This is a genomic window from Streptomyces sp. URMC 123, from assembly GCF_051386515.1.
Classification (GTDB): Bacteria; Actinomycetota; Actinomycetes; order Streptomycetales; family Streptomycetaceae; genus Streptomyces.
The window spans coordinates 1-15094 of sequence record NZ_JBPQTV010000152.1; the positions used below are offsets into that span (position 1 = coordinate 1).

General features: G+C 75.5%; 14 protein-coding genes and 1 pseudogene. 9 read left to right on the forward strand and 6 right to left on the reverse strand.

Translation table 11 applies throughout. The features are described 5' to 3' along the window. Positions 1-150 precede the first annotated feature (150 nt). The 5 genes from ACSNOD_RS18460 to ACSNOD_RS18480 all read left to right on the forward strand — a co-directional run bounded on the left by ACSNOD_RS18460 (position 151) and on the right by ACSNOD_RS18480 (position 3909). A complete protein-coding gene (locus tag ACSNOD_RS18460) occupies positions 151-1524 on the forward strand; it encodes a cytochrome P450 (RefSeq protein WP_436768067.1) in 1374 nt (457 codons plus the stop codon). Next, on the forward strand, positions 1521-1856 hold the full coding sequence (locus tag ACSNOD_RS18465) for a DUF1232 domain-containing protein (RefSeq protein WP_436768068.1): 336 nt from the start codon (positions 1521-1523) through the stop codon (positions 1854-1856). The genes ACSNOD_RS18460 and ACSNOD_RS18465 overlap by 4 nt, the downstream gene beginning before the upstream one ends. A gap of 144 nt (positions 1857-2000) precedes the next feature. Then, positions 2001-2789, forward strand: coding sequence for a SigB/SigF/SigG family RNA polymerase sigma factor (locus ACSNOD_RS18470; protein ID WP_436768069.1), 789 nt, complete (start codon positions 2001-2003; stop codon positions 2787-2789). Between the two features lie 199 nt (positions 2790-2988). Further along, positions 2989-3315, forward strand: a complete 327-nt coding sequence (locus ACSNOD_RS18475) for a plasmid stabilization protein (RefSeq protein ID WP_436768070.1) — start codon at positions 2989-2991, stop codon at positions 3313-3315. A gap of 105 nt (positions 3316-3420) precedes the next feature. Further along, positions 3421-3909 (forward strand): N-acetyltransferase family protein, encoded by a 489-nt coding sequence (locus ACSNOD_RS18480; RefSeq protein ID WP_436768071.1) that lies wholly within the window; start codon positions 3421-3423, stop codon positions 3907-3909. Positions 3910-4008: 99 nt separating this feature from the next. On the opposite strand, the gene ACSNOD_RS18485 is transcribed toward ACSNOD_RS18480, so the two are convergent. The 5 genes from ACSNOD_RS18485 to ligD form a co-directional block, all read right to left on the reverse strand. Further along, positions 4009-6147, reverse strand: a complete 2139-nt coding sequence (locus tag ACSNOD_RS18485; RefSeq protein ID WP_436768072.1) for a xanthine dehydrogenase family protein molybdopterin-binding subunit — start codon at positions 6145-6147, stop codon at positions 4009-4011. Further along, positions 6144-7217, reverse strand: coding sequence for an FAD binding domain-containing protein (locus ACSNOD_RS18490; RefSeq protein ID WP_436768073.1), 1074 nt, complete (start codon positions 7215-7217; stop codon positions 6144-6146). The genes ACSNOD_RS18485 and ACSNOD_RS18490 overlap by 4 nt, the downstream gene beginning before the upstream one ends. After that, positions 7214-7837: a (2Fe-2S)-binding protein gene (locus ACSNOD_RS18495; RefSeq protein ID WP_436768074.1), complete on the reverse strand. Its 624-nt coding sequence runs from the start codon at positions 7835-7837 to the stop codon at positions 7214-7216. Before ACSNOD_RS18495 ends, ACSNOD_RS18490 begins: the two co-directional genes overlap by 4 nt. Positions 7838-7969: 132 nt before the next feature. Further along, positions 7970-8998 (reverse strand): PHP domain-containing protein, encoded by a 1029-nt coding sequence (locus ACSNOD_RS18500; RefSeq protein ID WP_436768075.1) that lies wholly within the window; start codon positions 8996-8998, stop codon positions 7970-7972. 12 nt (positions 8999-9010) lie between these two features. Further along, the gene (gene ligD / locus ACSNOD_RS18505) at positions 9011-10021 is read right to left on the reverse strand and encodes a non-homologous end-joining DNA ligase (RefSeq protein ID WP_436768076.1); all 1011 of its coding nucleotides are present in this window, start codon (positions 10019-10021) and stop codon (positions 9011-9013) included. A gap of 153 nt (positions 10022-10174) precedes the next feature. On the opposite strand from ligD, the gene ACSNOD_RS18510 reads away from it, so the two are divergent. Beyond that, complete coding sequence (locus ACSNOD_RS18510; protein ID WP_436768077.1) at positions 10175-11248, forward strand: ATP-dependent DNA ligase; 1074 nt, start codon at positions 10175-10177, stop codon at positions 11246-11248. A gap of 61 nt (positions 11249-11309) precedes the next feature. Here ACSNOD_RS18510 and ACSNOD_RS18515 read toward each other — a convergent pair whose 3' ends face one another. Further along, positions 11310-12092 (reverse strand): VOC family protein, encoded by a 783-nt coding sequence (locus ACSNOD_RS18515; RefSeq protein ID WP_436768078.1) that lies wholly within the window; start codon positions 12090-12092, stop codon positions 11310-11312. 251 nt (positions 12093-12343) lie between these two features. Here ACSNOD_RS18515 and ACSNOD_RS18520 point away from each other — a divergent pair. The 3 genes and pseudogenes from ACSNOD_RS18520 to ACSNOD_RS18530 form a co-directional block, all read left to right on the forward strand. Then, positions 12344-13030, forward strand: a pseudogene (locus ACSNOD_RS18520) (response regulator); the annotation flags it as partial. Between the two features lie 85 nt (positions 13031-13115). Next, positions 13116-14507, forward strand: coding sequence for an ATP-binding protein (locus ACSNOD_RS18525; RefSeq protein ID WP_436768079.1), 1392 nt, complete (start codon positions 13116-13118; stop codon positions 14505-14507). Beyond that, positions 14504-15085, forward strand: coding sequence for a hypothetical protein (locus ACSNOD_RS18530; protein ID WP_436768080.1), 582 nt, complete (start codon positions 14504-14506; stop codon positions 15083-15085). Before ACSNOD_RS18525 ends, ACSNOD_RS18530 begins: the two co-directional genes overlap by 4 nt. Positions 15086-15094: the final 9 nt, after the last annotated feature.

Here is a 15094-nt window from a genome sequence, read left to right on the forward strand (position 1 = left end):
CCCCCCGCTCCCCCCGCTCCCTCCGATCCCTCCGATCCGGACGGCCCGGCCGCTCCCGTACGGAGGACAGACCGTTTCGGCCGGTCGCCCCAGGGCACCCGCCCCGCAGAAGCGACCCGAACGATCACGAGTCCCGACTGGGAGGCTTCGATGAGCGGCACGCCCCGGACCGCATCGCCCACCGCCGACACCTCGCTGCCCCGCGCGTCCGTCAGGGACACCCTGCGCATCGCGGCGGGAGTGGGCCTGCCCACCGTCGCCGGCGGGGTGGTCACCCGGCGCGAGAAGGCCCTGGCGCTGGCTGAGCGGACGGGGGCCGACCGCCGCGCCGTCGCCGTGCTCCGCGATCTGCGGGGGCGCTACGGCCCCGGCCCGCTGCTCTGCTCGCTCGCCGGCCGCTCGGTCGCCCTGCTGCTCGCCCCCGGGGACGTCGAGCGGGTGCTCACCGGCACCCCCGAGCCGTTCACCCCGGCCAACCGGGAGAAGCGCGGCGCCCTGGCGCATTTCCAGCCGCACGGCGTGCTCGTCTCCGGCGGCAGGGCGCGCGAGGACCGCCGCCGGTACAACGAGACCGTGCTGGACACCGGGGAGGGGCTGCACCGGCTCGCCCCCGCCGTCGTCGACAAGGTCCACGACGAGGCCCGCGCGCTGCTCGGCCTCGCCACCGCCACCGGCCAGCTCGACTGGGACGACTACGCCCCGGCCTGGTGGCGCCTGGTCCGGCGGATCGTGCTGGGCGACAGCGCCCGCGACGACCGCACCCTCACCGACCTCCTCGACCGGCTGCGCTCGGACGCCAACTGGTCCTACTTCCGGCCCCGGCGCGACGAGCCGCGCCGCCGCTTCGAGCGCCGGCTCGCCGGCCACCTCAGCCGCGCCGAGCCCGGCAGCCTCGCCGAGGTCATCGGCGACACCCCCGCCGAGCCGGGCCTGGACCCGGCCGGCCAGGTGCCGCACTGGCTGTTCGCCTTCGACGCCGCCGGCATGGCCGCCTTCCGGACCCTGGCCCTGCTCGCCACCCACCCCGAGGAGCGGGCCCGGGTGCGGGAGGAGCTCGCCGGGGCCGACCTGTCCAAACCGCAGCTCCTGCCCCGGCTGCGCGCCTGTGTGCGGGAGAGCCTCCGGCTCTGGCCCACCTCGCCGTTCATCCTGCGCGACAGCACCGTCGACACCGAGTGGGAGCACGGCACCCTGCCGGCCGGCACGGCGGTGCTCGCCTACGCCCCCTACTTCCACCGGGCCGAGTCCCTGCCGTACGCCGACCGCTTCGCCCCGGAGATCTGGCTGGACGGCACGGCGCAGCGCAACCCCGCCCTGATCCCGTTCAGCGCGGGCCCGGGGGAGTGCCCCGGCGAGGACCTCGTGCTGCTGACCACCTCCACCCTCCTGGCCGCCTTCCTCGACGGCCACGACTTCCGCCTGGAGTCCGCCCCCCGGCCCCGGCCCGAGGAGCCGCTGCCGTACACGCTCAGCCACTTCGGGCTGCGCTTCGCCCCCGTGGCCCGGCCCGGCGGTGCCCCGTGAGCGCCGGGGCCCAGGCCCTCGTGGCCGGCGCGCTGCTGGTGCTGGCCGCGACGGCGGTCACGGCCGGGGTGCTGTTCGTGCGGCTGGTACGGGCCCGGCGGGCGCTGCGCCGCGCCGGCCTGCCCGACGGCCGGGCGGCCCTGTGGGGCGCGGCCCTCTACGTGCTGTGCCCGGTCGACCTGCTGCCCGACCCGGTGCTGCTGGACGACATCGGGGTGCTGCTGCTGGCCCTGCGCTCGGTGCACGCCGCGGCGGCCCGGGCCGGCCGCCCCGCCCCGGCGCTCGAACGGCCGAGCGTGCGCTGCGAGCCGCGGGGCCGCGTGCCAGGGTGAGGGAGAAGGGCCGGTCCAGCCCGCGCGGCCCCGCGCACCCCGGCGCCGTACGGCCTGTACGGCACGGTGCGCCGCCCGCGCGAACCCCAGGGCAGCACCTCTCCCGGGCCGTCCCGCCGCGCGCACCCGACGGGACGGCGACCGATGTCCAGCACCACGTCCGAGCACCGCCGAGGGCACCACGACAGCCCCGACACCGACGAGGACTTCCGTCGGCTGCGCCGGATGCCGCCCGGGCCGGAGCGGGACCGGCTGCGACAGCGGATCATCTGCGCCTGGCTGCCGGTGGCCGAGCGCCTCGCCCGGGGCTTCCGCGACAAGGGCGAGAGCCTGGACGACCTCACCCAGGTGGCCGCGCTGGCCCTGGTCAACGCCGTGGACCGGTACGACCCCGACCGGGGGCACGCCTTCGCCTCGTTCGCCGTCCCGACCGTCGTCGGCGAGATCAAACGCCACTTCCGCGACCACCTGTGGACGCTCCACGTGCCCCGGCGCATCCAGGAGCTGCGGGCCCGCACCCGCGCCGCCCGCCACGAGCTGGAGCAGCGCCAGGCCGGCCGGGCGCCCTCCGTACGGGACGTCGCGGCGTACACCGGGCTCACGGAGGAGGAGGTCCGGCTCGGCATGGAGGCCGACGCCTCCTGCGAGGCGCTCTCCCTCGACGGCCCGGTGGGCGGCGTCGACGGCCGCCCGCCGGTCGACACGCTGGGCGCCGAGGACCCGGCGATCGACCTGGTGGTGCACCGCGAGTCCCTCAAGCCCCTGATCGCGGGGCTCTCGGAGGTCGATCGGCTCATCCTCTACCTGCGGTTCTTCGAGGAGCTGACCCAGTCGCAGATCGGGGCCCTGATGGGGGTCTCGCAGATGCAGGTCTCCCGGACCCTGGCCCGCCTCTGCCGCCAGCTGCGGCAGGGGCTGCTCGCCCCCGTCTGACGGTCCCGGCCGGCCGGCCCGTCCGACCGGCTTCGGCCGGTCGGCCCCTTGTCCGGCCCCTTGTGTGCGGCGCCGCGCACCGGGTACTCGCGACATGAGGGACCGCCGCGCCGGGAGCGGCGGCCGTGACCGACGGGGGAGGCCGCCCCAGGACGCGAAACCACGTGGAACGGACGCAGACGCAGAGAGGTGACCGACGATGCCCGCAGGATCGAGCCCCAAGCGCGAACGCCAGTACGAGCACATCAAGGAGAGCGCCGAGCAGCGCGGCGCGAGCGAGAAGCGGGCCAAGGAGATCGCGAGCCGCACGGTGAACAAGGAGCGGGCGCGCAGCGGCGAGTCGAAGACCGCCAGCCGCTCCTCGCTCAAGGACCCGATGTCGGCCTCGCAGCGGGGCGGCAAGCGCTCGCACACCGGCTCCGGCGGACCGACCCGGGACCAGCTCTACAACGAGGCCAAGCAGAAGAACATCGAGGGCCGCTCGTCCATGACCAAGGACCAGCTGAAGAAGGCCCTGGGGCGCTGAGACCCGGGGCCGCCGCGCCCCGCGGGGCCGCGTCCCCGGGTCTCCCTGCCGGCGGCCGGCCGAAAACCTCTGGTCAACGGCGGTGCCGTGACCCATGATGGGCCGATGATGATCAGAGAGGCCACGGCCGAGGACTGGGCGGCGATCTGGCGCTTCCAGGAAGGGATCGTGCGGGCGGGGGAGACCTACACCTATCCGCGCGACATCACCGAGGAGCGCGCCCGGGGCATGTGGCTGCTGGAGCCGCCGGGCCGCACCGTCGTCGCGGTGGACGGGGACGGCACCGTGCTCGGCACGGCCAAGATGAACCCCAACCACATGGGGCCCGCCTCGCACATCGCCAGCGCCAGCTTCATGGTGGCGCCCGAGCACGGCGGGCGCGGGGTCGGCCGGGCGCTCGGCGAGCACGTCCTCGACTGGGCGCGGGCCGAGGGCTACCGCGCCATGCAGTTCAACGCCGTCGTGGAGACCAACACCCGCGCGGTCGCCCTCTGGCGCTCGCTCGGCTTCGAGGTCATCGGCACGCTGCCGGAGGGATTCCACCACCCCGAGAAGGGCTATGTGGGGCTGCACATCATGCACCGCCGCCTCTGACAGCCCGTTCCCGACGCCGCCCGCCCCGGAAACCCGCCGACGCCGCCCGGCCTCGGAGAGCCCGCCGCCGGCGCCGCCGCGCGACCGCCGCCCCGCGGCTCACCCGCCCAGCCGCTCCAGCAGGGCCTCCGGGTGGATCGGCAGGTCCCGCACCCGCACGCCCGTCGCGTGGTGCACGGCGTTGGCCACCGCCGCCGCCGTGCCCACGATGCCGATCTCCCCGATGCCCTTGGCGCCCATGGGGTTGAGGTGGCCGTCCTCCTCGGGCAGCCAGTGCGCCTCGATGTCCACCACGTCCGCGCAGGCGGCCACGTGGTACGAGGCGAGGTCCCGCTCGGCGTGGTCGCCGAAGGCCGGGTCCATGGTGCTGCCCTCCAGCAGCGCCATCGACAGCCCCATCGTCATGCCGCCGATGAACTGCGAGCGGGCGGTCCTGGCGTTGAGCACCCGCCCGGTGGCGAACACCCCCAGCAGCCGGCGCGCCCGTACCTCCCCGGTGTCCCGGTCCACCGCCACCTCGGCGAACTGCGCCCCGAACGCGGCCCGGACGACCTCCTGGGACCGGCGCGCGATGTCCTCCGCGGTGTCGACGCGGACCGTCAGCCCCTCACCGGGCACCACCCCGCCCCGCCCGGCCAGCCGTTCCCGCAGCTCCCGGCACGCCTTGTGCACCGCCCACCCCCAGGACGCCGTGCCGATCGAGCCGCCGGCCAGCGGCGCGGGCGGCAGATCGCTGTGCCCGATCTCCATCCGCACCCGCTCCAGGGGGGCCTCCAGCGCCTCCGCCGCGATCTGCGCGAGCACCGTACGGGCGCCGGTGCCGATGTCGGTGGCGTTGACCCGCACCACGTAGTCGCCCGCCGGCTCGGCCCGCACCTCGGCCGTCGACGACTCGATCTCCGCCGGGTACATCGAGGCCGCCACCCCGGTGCCCACCAGCAGCCTGCCCTCGGCCCGGGCGCCGGGCTCCGGGTCGCGGTCCCGCCAGCCGAAGCGGCGGGCCCCCTCCCGCAGGCACTCCACCACCTGGCGGCTGCTGAACGGCAGCCCCGACGCGGGGTCCCGCTCCGGCTCGTTGAGCACCCGCAGCTCGATCGGGTCGAGCCCGCAGCGCTCCGCGAGCTCGTCCATGGCGCACTCCAGCGCGTACATCCCGGGGCAGTAGCCGGGCGCCCGCAGCCAGGAGTTGGGGGGCACGTCCAGCCGGGCGACCCGGTGCGTCGTACGGCTGTGCGGGCTGGTGTACATCGACCGGGTGGGCTGGGCGGCCTGCTCGTAGAACTCCCGGATCGTGGCCGTGCCGCTGATCACCTCGTGGGCGACGGCCGCGATCCGGCCGTCCGCGCCGGCTCCGATCCGGACCCGCTGCTCGGTGGCCGCCCGGTACCCGACGACCGCCGCCAGCTGGTTGCGCGGCAGGACCAGCTTGACCGGGCGGTCCACGGCCCGGGCCGCCATGGCGGCCAGCACCACCTGGGGGCGCGGGGTGCCCTTGGAGCCGAAGCCGCCGCCGATGTGCTCGGCGACCACGGTGACGCGCTCCTCGGGCAGCCCGAAGAGCGCCGCCAGGGTGCGCCGTACGGTGGTCGAGCCCTGGTTGGAGTCGTACACCCGCAGCCGGTCGCCCTCCCAGAGGGCCACCGTGGCGTGCGGCTCCATCGGGTGGTTGTGCTCGGCCGGGGAGGTGTAGACGGCGTCGAGACGGACCTCGGCGGCGGCGTAGGCGGTGTCGAAGTCGCCCCACGCGCGGTCGATCCCCTCCTCGTCGGGGGTGCGCAGGCCCGGGTGGTCGGAGGTCAGCACGACGTCGTGCGGCCGGGAGGCGTAGGTGATCCGGACCGCCTCGGCCGTGGCGCGGGCCGCCTCCGGGGTCCGGGCGACGGCCAGCGCCACATACTGTCCGCGGTGCGCGACCTGGGAGGACTGGAGGACGGCGAGGGTGCCGTCGTCCGCCTCGCGGAGCCGGGGCGCGTTCTCGTGGGTGAGCACGGCGAGCGCGCCGGGTTCGGCCAGCGCCCGCCCGCAGTCGATGGAGGCGATCTCGCCCTTGGCGACGGGCGCCGGGACCGGCCAGGCGTAGGCGCAGCCCTCGGGGGTGTGCTCGGCGGCGTAGCGGGCGGCGCCGGTGACCTTGGCGAGGCCCTCCAGCCGGACGGCGGGGGCGCCGAGGGTGCCGGTGGCCGGTGTCGCGCCCCCGGCGCCCGCCGGGCCCTGCGCGGTGGCGGTGGTGCGGGTCATCGGGGTGCCCCCTTCGCGGGACCGGGCCGGGGCGGCCCGGGTGGGTCGGGTGGCCCGAGCGGCTCGGCCGGGCCGCCGGGAGGTGGTCCGCCGCCCGCCAGCTCCAGCAGCGTCCGCACGGCGAGATTGCGCACCAGCGGCACCTTGAAGCCGTTGTCCCGCAGCGGCTCGGCGGCCGCCAGCTCCGCCTCCACCGCGGCGGTGATCGAGGCGGCGTCGGTGGGCGCCCCCAGCAGCCGTTCCTCGGCCACCCGCGCCCGCCAGGGCTTCGCCGCCACCGCCCCGAAGGCCAGCCGCACGCGCCGCACCCGGCCGCCGTCGGTCTCCAGCGCCGCCGCCACCGAGCCCAGCGCGAAGGCGTACGAGGCCCGGTCGCGCGCCTTGCGATAGGCGGAGCGGGCGGCCTCGGGCGCGGCGGGGAGCTCCACATGGGTGATCAGGTCGCCGTGCTCCAGCACGGTCTCCCGCTCGGGCCGGTCGCCGGGCAGCAGGTGGAACTCCGTCAGCGGCACCCGGCGGTCGCCCGACGGGCCGTGGACGACGACGACCGCGTCCAGGGCGGCGAGCGCCACCGCCATGTCGGAGGGGTGGGTGGCGACGCAGTGCCGGGACGCGCCCAGGATCGCCAGGTCGCGGTGGATGCCCTCCCGGGCCGGGCAGCCGGAGCCCGGCCGGCGCTTGTTGCACGGCTTGGACACGTCCTGGAAGTACAGGCAGCGGGTGCGCTGGAGCAGGTTGCCGCCGGTGGTGGCGGCGTTGCGCAACTGGCCGGAGGCGCCGGCCAGCAGGGCCTGGGAGAGCACCGGGAAGCGCTCGCGCACCAGCGGGTCGTCCGCCAGGTCGCTGTTGCGGACCGCCGCGCCGATCCGCAGGCCCCCGTCGGCGGTGGCCTCCACCCGGTCGAACGGCAACCGGGTGACGTCGATCAGCAGGTCGGGGCGTTCCACCCCCAGCTTCATCAGATCGACGAGGTTGGTGCCGCCGCCGAGGTAGCGGGCGCGCCGGCCGGCGGTGAGGGCGGCGACGGCCGTCGCGGGGTCCCGGGCGCGCTCGTAGCGGAACGCCTTCACCGGGGGCCTCCCGGGGCCGCCGCTCCGGTCCGCCGGGCCGCGTCGGCGACCGCGCGGACGATGTTCGCGTACGCGCCGCACCGGCACAGGTTGCCGCTCATCCGCTCCCTGATCTCCGCGTCCTCGGGGGCGATCGGTCCGCTCGGGCCGCTCGCGTCGCCCGGCTCGCTCGGTCCGCCCGGGTCGCCCGGTCCGCCCCGGGCGCCGGCCGGAGCGCGGCCGGCGGTCACCGCGCTCGGCCGGCCCTCGGCCAGCTCCCGCAGCACGTCGACGGCCGAACAGATCTGGCCCGGGGTGCAGTAGCCGCACTGGAAGGCGTCCCGCTCCAGGAACGCCTCCTGGACGGGGTGGAGCCGGCCGCCGACGGCGAGCCCCTCGACGGTGGTGATGTCGGCGCCGTCGTGGGCCACGGCCAGCAGCAGGCAGCTGTTCATCCGTCTGCCGTCCACCAGGACGGTGCAGGCGCCGCACTGGCCGTGGTCGCAGCCCTTCTTGGTGCCCGTCAGGTCCAGGAGCTCGCGCAGCGCGTCCAGGACCGTGGTGCGATGGTCGACCACCAACTCGTGCGGCGTGCCATTGACGCGCAGGGTGACCGCCGAGGCGTGGCCACGCGGGTCCATCGCGGGGAACCTCCCGACCTCGTCCGCTGGAACATGGTGGGGAATAACCCGATACGCGGCGGGTGAAACAGGGGTGACCCCCAAGGCGTACGACGCGGCGCGGCCGTCAGGGAAGCCAGAGGCGTCAGGGCGTCAGCGGCGGCGGGGCGCCCGGCCGGTGCGGGTCCAGGCCAGCACCTGGGCCGCGGTCCAGGTGGTGATGATCCGCTCGGCCGGCACCTCGCACTCCTCGGCCCGCGCACAGCCGTAGATCTGCCACTCCAGCTGCCCCGGGGCGTGGGCGTCGCTGTCGACGGAGAAGAACACCCCCGCGTCCCGGGCCTGTCGCAGCAGCCGGCGCGGCGGGTCGAGCCGGTCCGGCCGGCTGTTGATCTCCACGGCCGTGCCGGAGGCCGCGCACGCCTCGAACACCGCCTCCGCGTCGAACTCCGACTCGGGGCGGCCACGGCCGGTGACCAGCCGGCCCGTGCAGTGGCCCAACACGTCGACCAGCGGGTTCGTCACCGCCCGCAGCAGCCGGCGGGTCATCGCGGGGGCCGGCATCCGCAGCTTCGAGTGCGCCGAGGCCACCACCACGTCGAGCTCGTCGAGCAGCGCCGGGTCCTGGTCGAGGGAGCCGTCCTCCAGGATGTCGCACTCGATCCCGGTGAGCAGCCGGAAGGGCTTCAGCCGCGTGTTCACCTCGGCCACCACGGCCAGCTGTTCGCGCAGCCGTTCGGCCGACAGGCCGCGGGCGACGGTCAGCCGGGGGGAGTGGTCGGTGAGCACCGCCCAGTCGTGCCCGAGGTCCTTCGCCGCCCGCGCCATCTCCTCGATCGGGCTGCCCCCGTCGGACCAGTCGGAGTGCAGATGGCAGTCGCCGCGCAGGGCCGCCCGCAGCCGTTCCCCGCCCGTCACCAGCGGCGCGGCGCCCTCCTCCTCCAGCCGGGTCAGATAGCCGGGCCGCGCGCCCGCCAGCGCCTCCCGCACCACCTGCGAGGTCTTGGGCCCCAGGCCCTTCACCGACTCCAGCGAACCGCCGGCCGCGCGCCGCAGGAGCTCGTCGCGGTCCATCGCGCCCACCACGGCCGCCGCCGTGCGGAAGGCACGGACGCGGTAGGTGGGCGCCCCCGCGCGCTCCAGCAGGAAGGCGATCCGCTCCAGCGCCGCCACCGGCTCCACCGCGGGGCCCCCTCACTCCTCGGCCTTGGCCCGGCTGGGCTGGACCCGCTTGGGCTCGCCCCGCATCTTGGGGTGCTCCGGCGGGTACGGCAGATCGCCCAGGCCGTGCTCGCGCTCGTCACGGGCCGCGAGCTCCAGCGCGGACTCCAGGCCGAACGCGTGCTCGTCCATGTCGGCGTGCACATCGCCCTCGTCGGCGTAGCGCACCGGCATGGTGGCGAGGTCGAAGTCCCGGGGCCGGGCGTCGTCGAGCTCCTCCCAGCGCAGCGGGGCCGACACCGGGGCGTGGGCGAACGGGCGCACGGAGTAGGCGCTGGCGATGGTGCGGTCCCGGGCGGTCTGGTTGTAGTCCACGAAGACCTTCGCGCCGCGCTCCTCCTTCCACCAGGAAGTGGTGACGCGCTCCGGCGCGCGGCGCTCCAGCTCCCGGGCGACGGCGATCGCCGAGCGCCGCACCTGTACGAAGGTCCACCGCGGCGCGATCGGGACGAAGACGTGGATGCCGCGCCCGCCCGAGGTCTTGGGCCAGCCGCGCAGCCCCAGCTCCTCCAGCACCACCCGCAGCTCCTTGGCGGCCCGCAGCGCGTCCTCGTAGTCCGTGCCCGGCTGGGGGTCGAGGTCGATCCGCAGCTCGTCCGGGTGCTCGGTGTCGTCGCGCCGCACCGGCCACGGGTGGAAGGTCAGACAGCCGAGATTGGCCGCCCAGACGACCGCCGCCGGCTCCGTGGGGCAGATCTCGTCCGCGTAGCGGCCGCTGGGGAAGGCGATCCGGCCGGTCGGGAGCCAGTCGGGGACGTTCTTGGGGGCGCGCTTCTGGAAGAACCACTCCCCGGTTACGCCGTCCGGGTAGCGCTCCAGGGTCGTGGGGCGGTCGCGCAGCGCCCGGACGATGCCGTCCCCCACGGCCAGGTAGTAGCGGGCGACGTCGAGCTTGGTGAAGCCCCGCTCGGGGAAGTACACCTTGTCGGGGTTGGACAGGCGCACGGTCCGCTCACCGACCGTGAGCTCCAAGGTCTCTCCCATGGACCCACGCTAGGGCCACGGGTCCCGCAGCGCCCCTCGACGGGCGGCACCGGACGCGTCGGCTCTGTCGTCTCTGTCGGCTGTACGGCGCCGGACCCGCGCGTGGGTGCCCATGGCGGGCGGCCGGGCCGCTCCCGCCGCACAATCAAGATCATGGACCTTCCGGTGATGCCGCCCGTCAAGCCGATGCTGGCCAAGTCCGCGGCGACGATCCCGCCGGGCATGCAGTACGAGGCCAAGTGGGACGGCTTCCGGGCGATCGTCTTCCGCGACGGCGACGAGGTCGTGCTCGGCAGCCGCACCGGCAAGCCGCTGACCCGCTACTTCCCGGAGGTCGTGGCGGCCGTACGGGAGAACCTGCCGCCGCGCTGCGTCGTCGACGGCGAGATCGTCATCGCCCGGGGCGACCGGCTGGACTTCGACGCCCTGCTGGAGCGCATCCACCCCGCCGACTCCCGGGTGCGGATGCTCGCCGGCACCACCCCGGCCGGCCTGGTCGTCTTCGACCTGCTCGCCCTCGGGGACGCGTCGCTCCTCGCCGCGCCGCTGCGCGAGCGGCGCGCCGCCCTGGTGGAGGCGCTGCGCCCGGCGGACGACCCGGTCTTCCTCGCCCCGGCGACCGAGGACCGCGACCGCGCCCTGGAGTGGTTCGAGCACTTCGAGGGCGCCGGGCTGGACGGTGTGATCGCCAAGCGCCTCGATCTGCCGTACCGCCCCGACGAGCGCGTGATGACCAAGGTCAAGCACGAGCGCACCGCCGACTGCGTCCTGGCGGGGCTGCGCGCGCACAAGAGCGGGCCGGTCGTCGGCTCCCTGCTGCTCGGGCTCCACGACGACCGCGGGCGGCTCCAGCACGTCGGCGTCTGCGCGTCCTTTTCCATGCGGCGGCGCCAGGAGCTGATGGCCGAACTCGAGCCGCTGCGAATGGAGTCCGTCGACGACCACCCCTGGGCCGACTGGGCGCGGGCCGAGGCCCATGAGGCCGACCGGATGCCGGGGGCGCCGAGCCGCTGGTCCGGGGGGAAGGACCTGTCGTGGGTGCCGCTGCGCCCGGAGCGGGTCTGCGAGGTGGCCTACGACCACATGCAGGGGAACCGCTTCCGGCACACGGCCCAGTTCCGGCGCTGGCGGCCGGACAAGGAGCCGCGCGACTGCACCTACGCCCAGCTGGAGGAGCCGGTCCACTACGACCTGAGCGCGGTGCTCAGCGGGGAGATCGAACGATAGTTCGCTCGGGGTCTCGCTCACGGCGCCGGGTGTAGCTCACGCTCACGCCGCCGGGTGCCGTTCACGCCGCCGGGGTGTCGGTCCGGATGACCGCGAACGGCGCCCCGAACGGGTCCTCCAGCCAGGACAGGCGGCCGATGCCGGGCGCGCTCACGGGCGGCATCGACACCGAGCCGCCGTGCCCCCGGACCGCCCCGGCGACGGTGTCCACGTCCTCCACCTCGAAGTACGGCAGCCAGCGGGGCGTGTCATGGCCCTGCTGGAGCGGGGCCATGCCCCCGAACGTGGTGTCCCGCCGGCCGCCGTCGGCCGTGGCGAGCACGGTGTACGTCATCCCCGGCTCCGCCACCTCCTCGTAGCGCCAGCCGAACACCGAGCGGTAGAAGCCGCGGGCCGCCGCGGGGTCCTTGGTGTGCAGCTCGACCCAGCAGAGGGCGCCGGGGTCGGTGACCCGTTCCAGGCCCGGGGTGACGCCCGGCTGCCAGACGGCGAAGTCCGCCCCGCCCGGGTCGGTGAACTGGGCCATCCGCCCGTTGTCGAAGACGTCGAACGGCTCGACCCGCACCGTGCCGCCGCCCTGCTCCACGGCCTTGGCCGTGGCGATGGCGTCGGGCGTGTGGAAGTAGACCGTCCAGGCGGAGGCGGCGTCCTTGTCGAGAAGCGGGCCCAGGGCCGCGACGGTCCGCCCCTCCTTGCGGAGGAAGCCGTAGCCGCCCGCGTCGGGCCCGGCGGGCAGGAAGTCCCAGCCGAAGACCCCGCCGTAGAAGGCGGCGGCCAGATCCGTGGCGGGGCTGCCCAGATCGAGCCAGTTGGGGGAGCCGGGGGCGAAGTCGGTGGCGAGCACGGTGGTCTGCTCCTTCGAACTCCTGCACGGGGTGGAAACCATCTGTTTTCGAGCATCTGGCGCTTTCGGGCATTGTCGGCCCGGCGGGCGCCGCCGATCCATGGACGCGGCCGGGGGCGCACCGCCCCGGCCCATGGCGGCTCGGCCGTTCGGCGGCACGGCCGGGCTCGAATATGAGCGTTCGATGACAGTTGCGGCCCCCGGCGGCCCCGGTGACCGAACCGGGTGGCCGCCCGATCAATACTGGTCGCATGCCACGCGTACTTCTGATCGAGGACGACCGCGCCGTGCGGGACGGCGTCACCCTCACGCTGCGCCGACGCGGGCACGACGTCGAGGCCGTGGCGAGCGGCGAGGAGGGCCTGGCGCTGCTCGACCGCTTCCGGCCCGATCTCGTCCTGCTCGATCTGATGCTGCCCGGCACCAATGGCTTCGAGGTGTGCCGCCGCATCCGGGCCGGGCACCAGATCCCGATCATCATGCTGACCGCCCGCGGCGACGACATCGACGTGGTCGTCGGGCTTGAAGCGGGGGCCGACGACTACATCGTCAAGCCCGCCCGCGGCGAGGTGCTGGAGGCGCGCATCCGGGCCGTGCTGCGCCGCACCGCCCCGCCGGGCGGGGGCGCCGAGCCCGCCGCCGGGGGGCCTGCGCCCGGCGGCGTCGAGGTGTACGGCGACCTGACCGTGGACCGCGCCGGGCTGCGGGTCTCCCGCTCCGGCCAGGAACTGGCGCTCGCCCCCTCGGAACTGCGGCTGCTGCTCTATCTCTCCGCGTCCCCGGGCCAGGTCTTCAGCCGCCAGCAGCTCCTCGAACAGGTCTGGGAGCACAGCTACCACGGCGACGCCCGGCTGGTGGACGCCTGTGTGATGCGGCTGCGCACCAAGATCGAGGAGCCCTCGGGCGCGCCGCGCGGAGCGGGACGGCGGTACGAGCCGTCGCCTCCCCCGGCTCTCCCTGCTGCTGCGCGGGCTGCGGGCCCGCCTGGTCATCGCCTTTCTGCTGGTCGCCGCCATCAGCGCGATGACCACCGCCGCCCTCACCTACCGCGAGGCGCGCAACGCCATACTCAAGCGCACCCAGGACAGCGCCGTGCGCGACCTCCGCTCCCAGATCAACTCGCTGGCCCCCGATCTGTCCGCCGAGCCCACCCCCCAGGACCTGCGCGAGTTCGGCCGCCAGCTCAGCCGCTCCGGCGAGGCCCACAGCTGGAGCATCCACGTCTCGTACCGGAACGGGGCCACCTATCCGGACGGCCCCGAGCTGGTCACCCCCGAACTGCGCGCCACGGTCGGCGAGCGCAAGGTGACCGCGTTCCAGCGGGTCTCCGCCCGGGGCGAGCCCTGGCTCGTCATCGGCATGCCCGTGATGTACGGCGGCCCGCACAGCCGCGCCCCCTCCGGCCTGGACGTCTACGCCGAGCTGCCGCTCCACGACGAGAAGACCAATGTCGAGGCGCTGGTCAACGCCGCCCAGCGGGGCGCCCTGCCCGCGGTCGGTCTCGCCGTCGTGCCCGCGCTGCTCGCGGCGCGCGGCGTGCTGCGCCCGGTCAGGGAGCTGCGCAGGGCCGCCCGGAAGATCGCCGGCGGCGAGCTGCACACCCGGCTGAAGGTGAGCGGCGGCGACGAACTCGCCGATCTGTCCCGCACCTTCAACGAGATGGCCGCCACGCTCGACGAGAAGATCGCCGAGCTCGACGACAAGGTCGAGGAGCTGCGCCGGATGGAGGCCAACGCGCGCCGCTTCGCCGCGGACGTCTCCCACGAACTGCGCACCCCGCTCGCCGCGATGTCGGCCGTCACCGATGTGCTCGACGAGGACGCGGCCGGGCTGGACCCGGACACCGCCCAGGCGGTCCGGCTGGTCAGCCAGGAGACCGGCAAGCTCGTCCGGATGGTCGAGGACCTGATGGAGGTCTCCCGGTTCGACGCCGGGGCCGCCGCCCTCCACCTCGACGAGGTCGACGTCGCCGAGGTGCTGCGCAAGACCCTCCAGATCCGCGGCTGGCACGACGAGCGGGTGGTGACCGACCTCCCGGAGGGGGTACGGACCCGGCTCGACCCCCGCCGCCTCGACGTGGTGGTCGCCAACCTCGTCGGCAACGCCCTCCGGCACGGTGGCGCGCCCGTCCTGCTGCGGCTGCGCGAGGGGGAGCGGCACGGCGAGCGGCTGCTGTGGATCGACGTGGCCGACAGTGGGCCGGGCATCGACCCCGAGGTCCTGCCGCACGTGTTCGAGCGCTTCTACAAGGCGGACGCCGCCCGGGCCCGCTCCGAGGGCAGCGGGCTGGGCCTCGCCATCGCCCTGGAGAACGTCCGTCTGCACGGCGGCACCCTGCGGGCGGCCAACTCGCTCGAGGGCGGGGCCGTCTTCACGGTGGAGCTGCCGCGGGTGCCGGCGGAGGAGCGGACATGAGGCCCGTACGGGGGCGGCGCCGCGCCGTGCGCCGTACGGTGGCGGGCGCGCTGCTGCTGGCGGCGCTGGCCGGCTGCGGGATCGAGTCCACCGGCGTGGTGGAGATCGGTGAACCGGCCGTCGGCATCAAGCGCCCGGGCCAGCGGGACAGCGTGGTGCGCCTGTTCTTCCTCTCGCCCACCGGCATCCGCCCGGCACCGCGCCCCGCCGCGGGCGAGGTCGGCCCGGAGGAGGCCCTGCGCCTGCTCTTCCGGGGCCCCGACAGCGGGGAGCGTCAGCGGGGCTTCGCCACGGACGTGCCCGAGGTCTCCGGCCCGATCGGGGCCACGGTCGCCGCCGGCCGGGTGGACGTGGCGGTCCCGGTCCCCCTCGCCAAGCTCACCACCCCGGCGCTCAGCCAGATCGTGTGCACCGCCGCCAACAGCTCGGTGCCCGGCGGCCGCCCACCGGCCGAGGTGGACGTCCGCCTCGCCGAGCCCGGGGGCGGGCGCTTCGGCCCGGTCCGCTGCGACGGCAGCAACGCCTTCCTGGAACCCCGCCCCAGCGAGCCCTCGCCGTCCCCCACGCCCCCTCGCTAGAGCCTGTTC

Bases quoted from the DNA above. Each gene is read 5' to 3' on its own strand.
- ACSNOD_RS18460 (WP_436768067.1), top strand. From the start codon at position 151: ATGAGCGGCACGCCCCGGACCGCATCGCCCACCGCCGACACCTCGCTG.
- ACSNOD_RS18470 (WP_436768069.1), top strand. From the start codon at position 2,001: ATGTCCAGCACCACGTCCGAGCACCGCCGAGGGCACCACGACAGCCCC.
- ACSNOD_RS18475 (WP_436768070.1), top strand. From the start codon at position 2,989: ATGCCCGCAGGATCGAGCCCCAAGCGCGAACGCCAGTACGAGCACATC.
- ACSNOD_RS18480 (WP_436768071.1), top strand. From the start codon at position 3,421: ATGATGATCAGAGAGGCCACGGCCGAGGACTGGGCGGCGATCTGGCGC.
- ACSNOD_RS18485 (WP_436768072.1), bottom strand. From the start codon at position 6,147: ATGACCCGCACCACCGCCACCGCGCAGGGCCCGGCGGGCGCCGGGGGC.
- ACSNOD_RS18495 (WP_436768074.1), bottom strand. From the start codon at position 7,837: ATGGACCCGCGTGGCCACGCCTCGGCGGTCACCCTGCGCGTCAATGGC.
- ligD (WP_436768076.1), bottom strand. From the start codon at position 10,021: ATGGGAGAGACCTTGGAGCTCACGGTCGGTGAGCGGACCGTGCGCCTG.
- ACSNOD_RS18510 (WP_436768077.1), top strand. From the start codon at position 10,175: ATGGACCTTCCGGTGATGCCGCCCGTCAAGCCGATGCTGGCCAAGTCC.
- ACSNOD_RS18525 (WP_436768079.1), top strand. From the start codon at position 13,116: ATGACCACCGCCGCCCTCACCTACCGCGAGGCGCGCAACGCCATACTC.
- ACSNOD_RS18530 (WP_436768080.1), top strand. From the start codon at position 14,504: ATGAGGCCCGTACGGGGGCGGCGCCGCGCCGTGCGCCGTACGGTGGCG.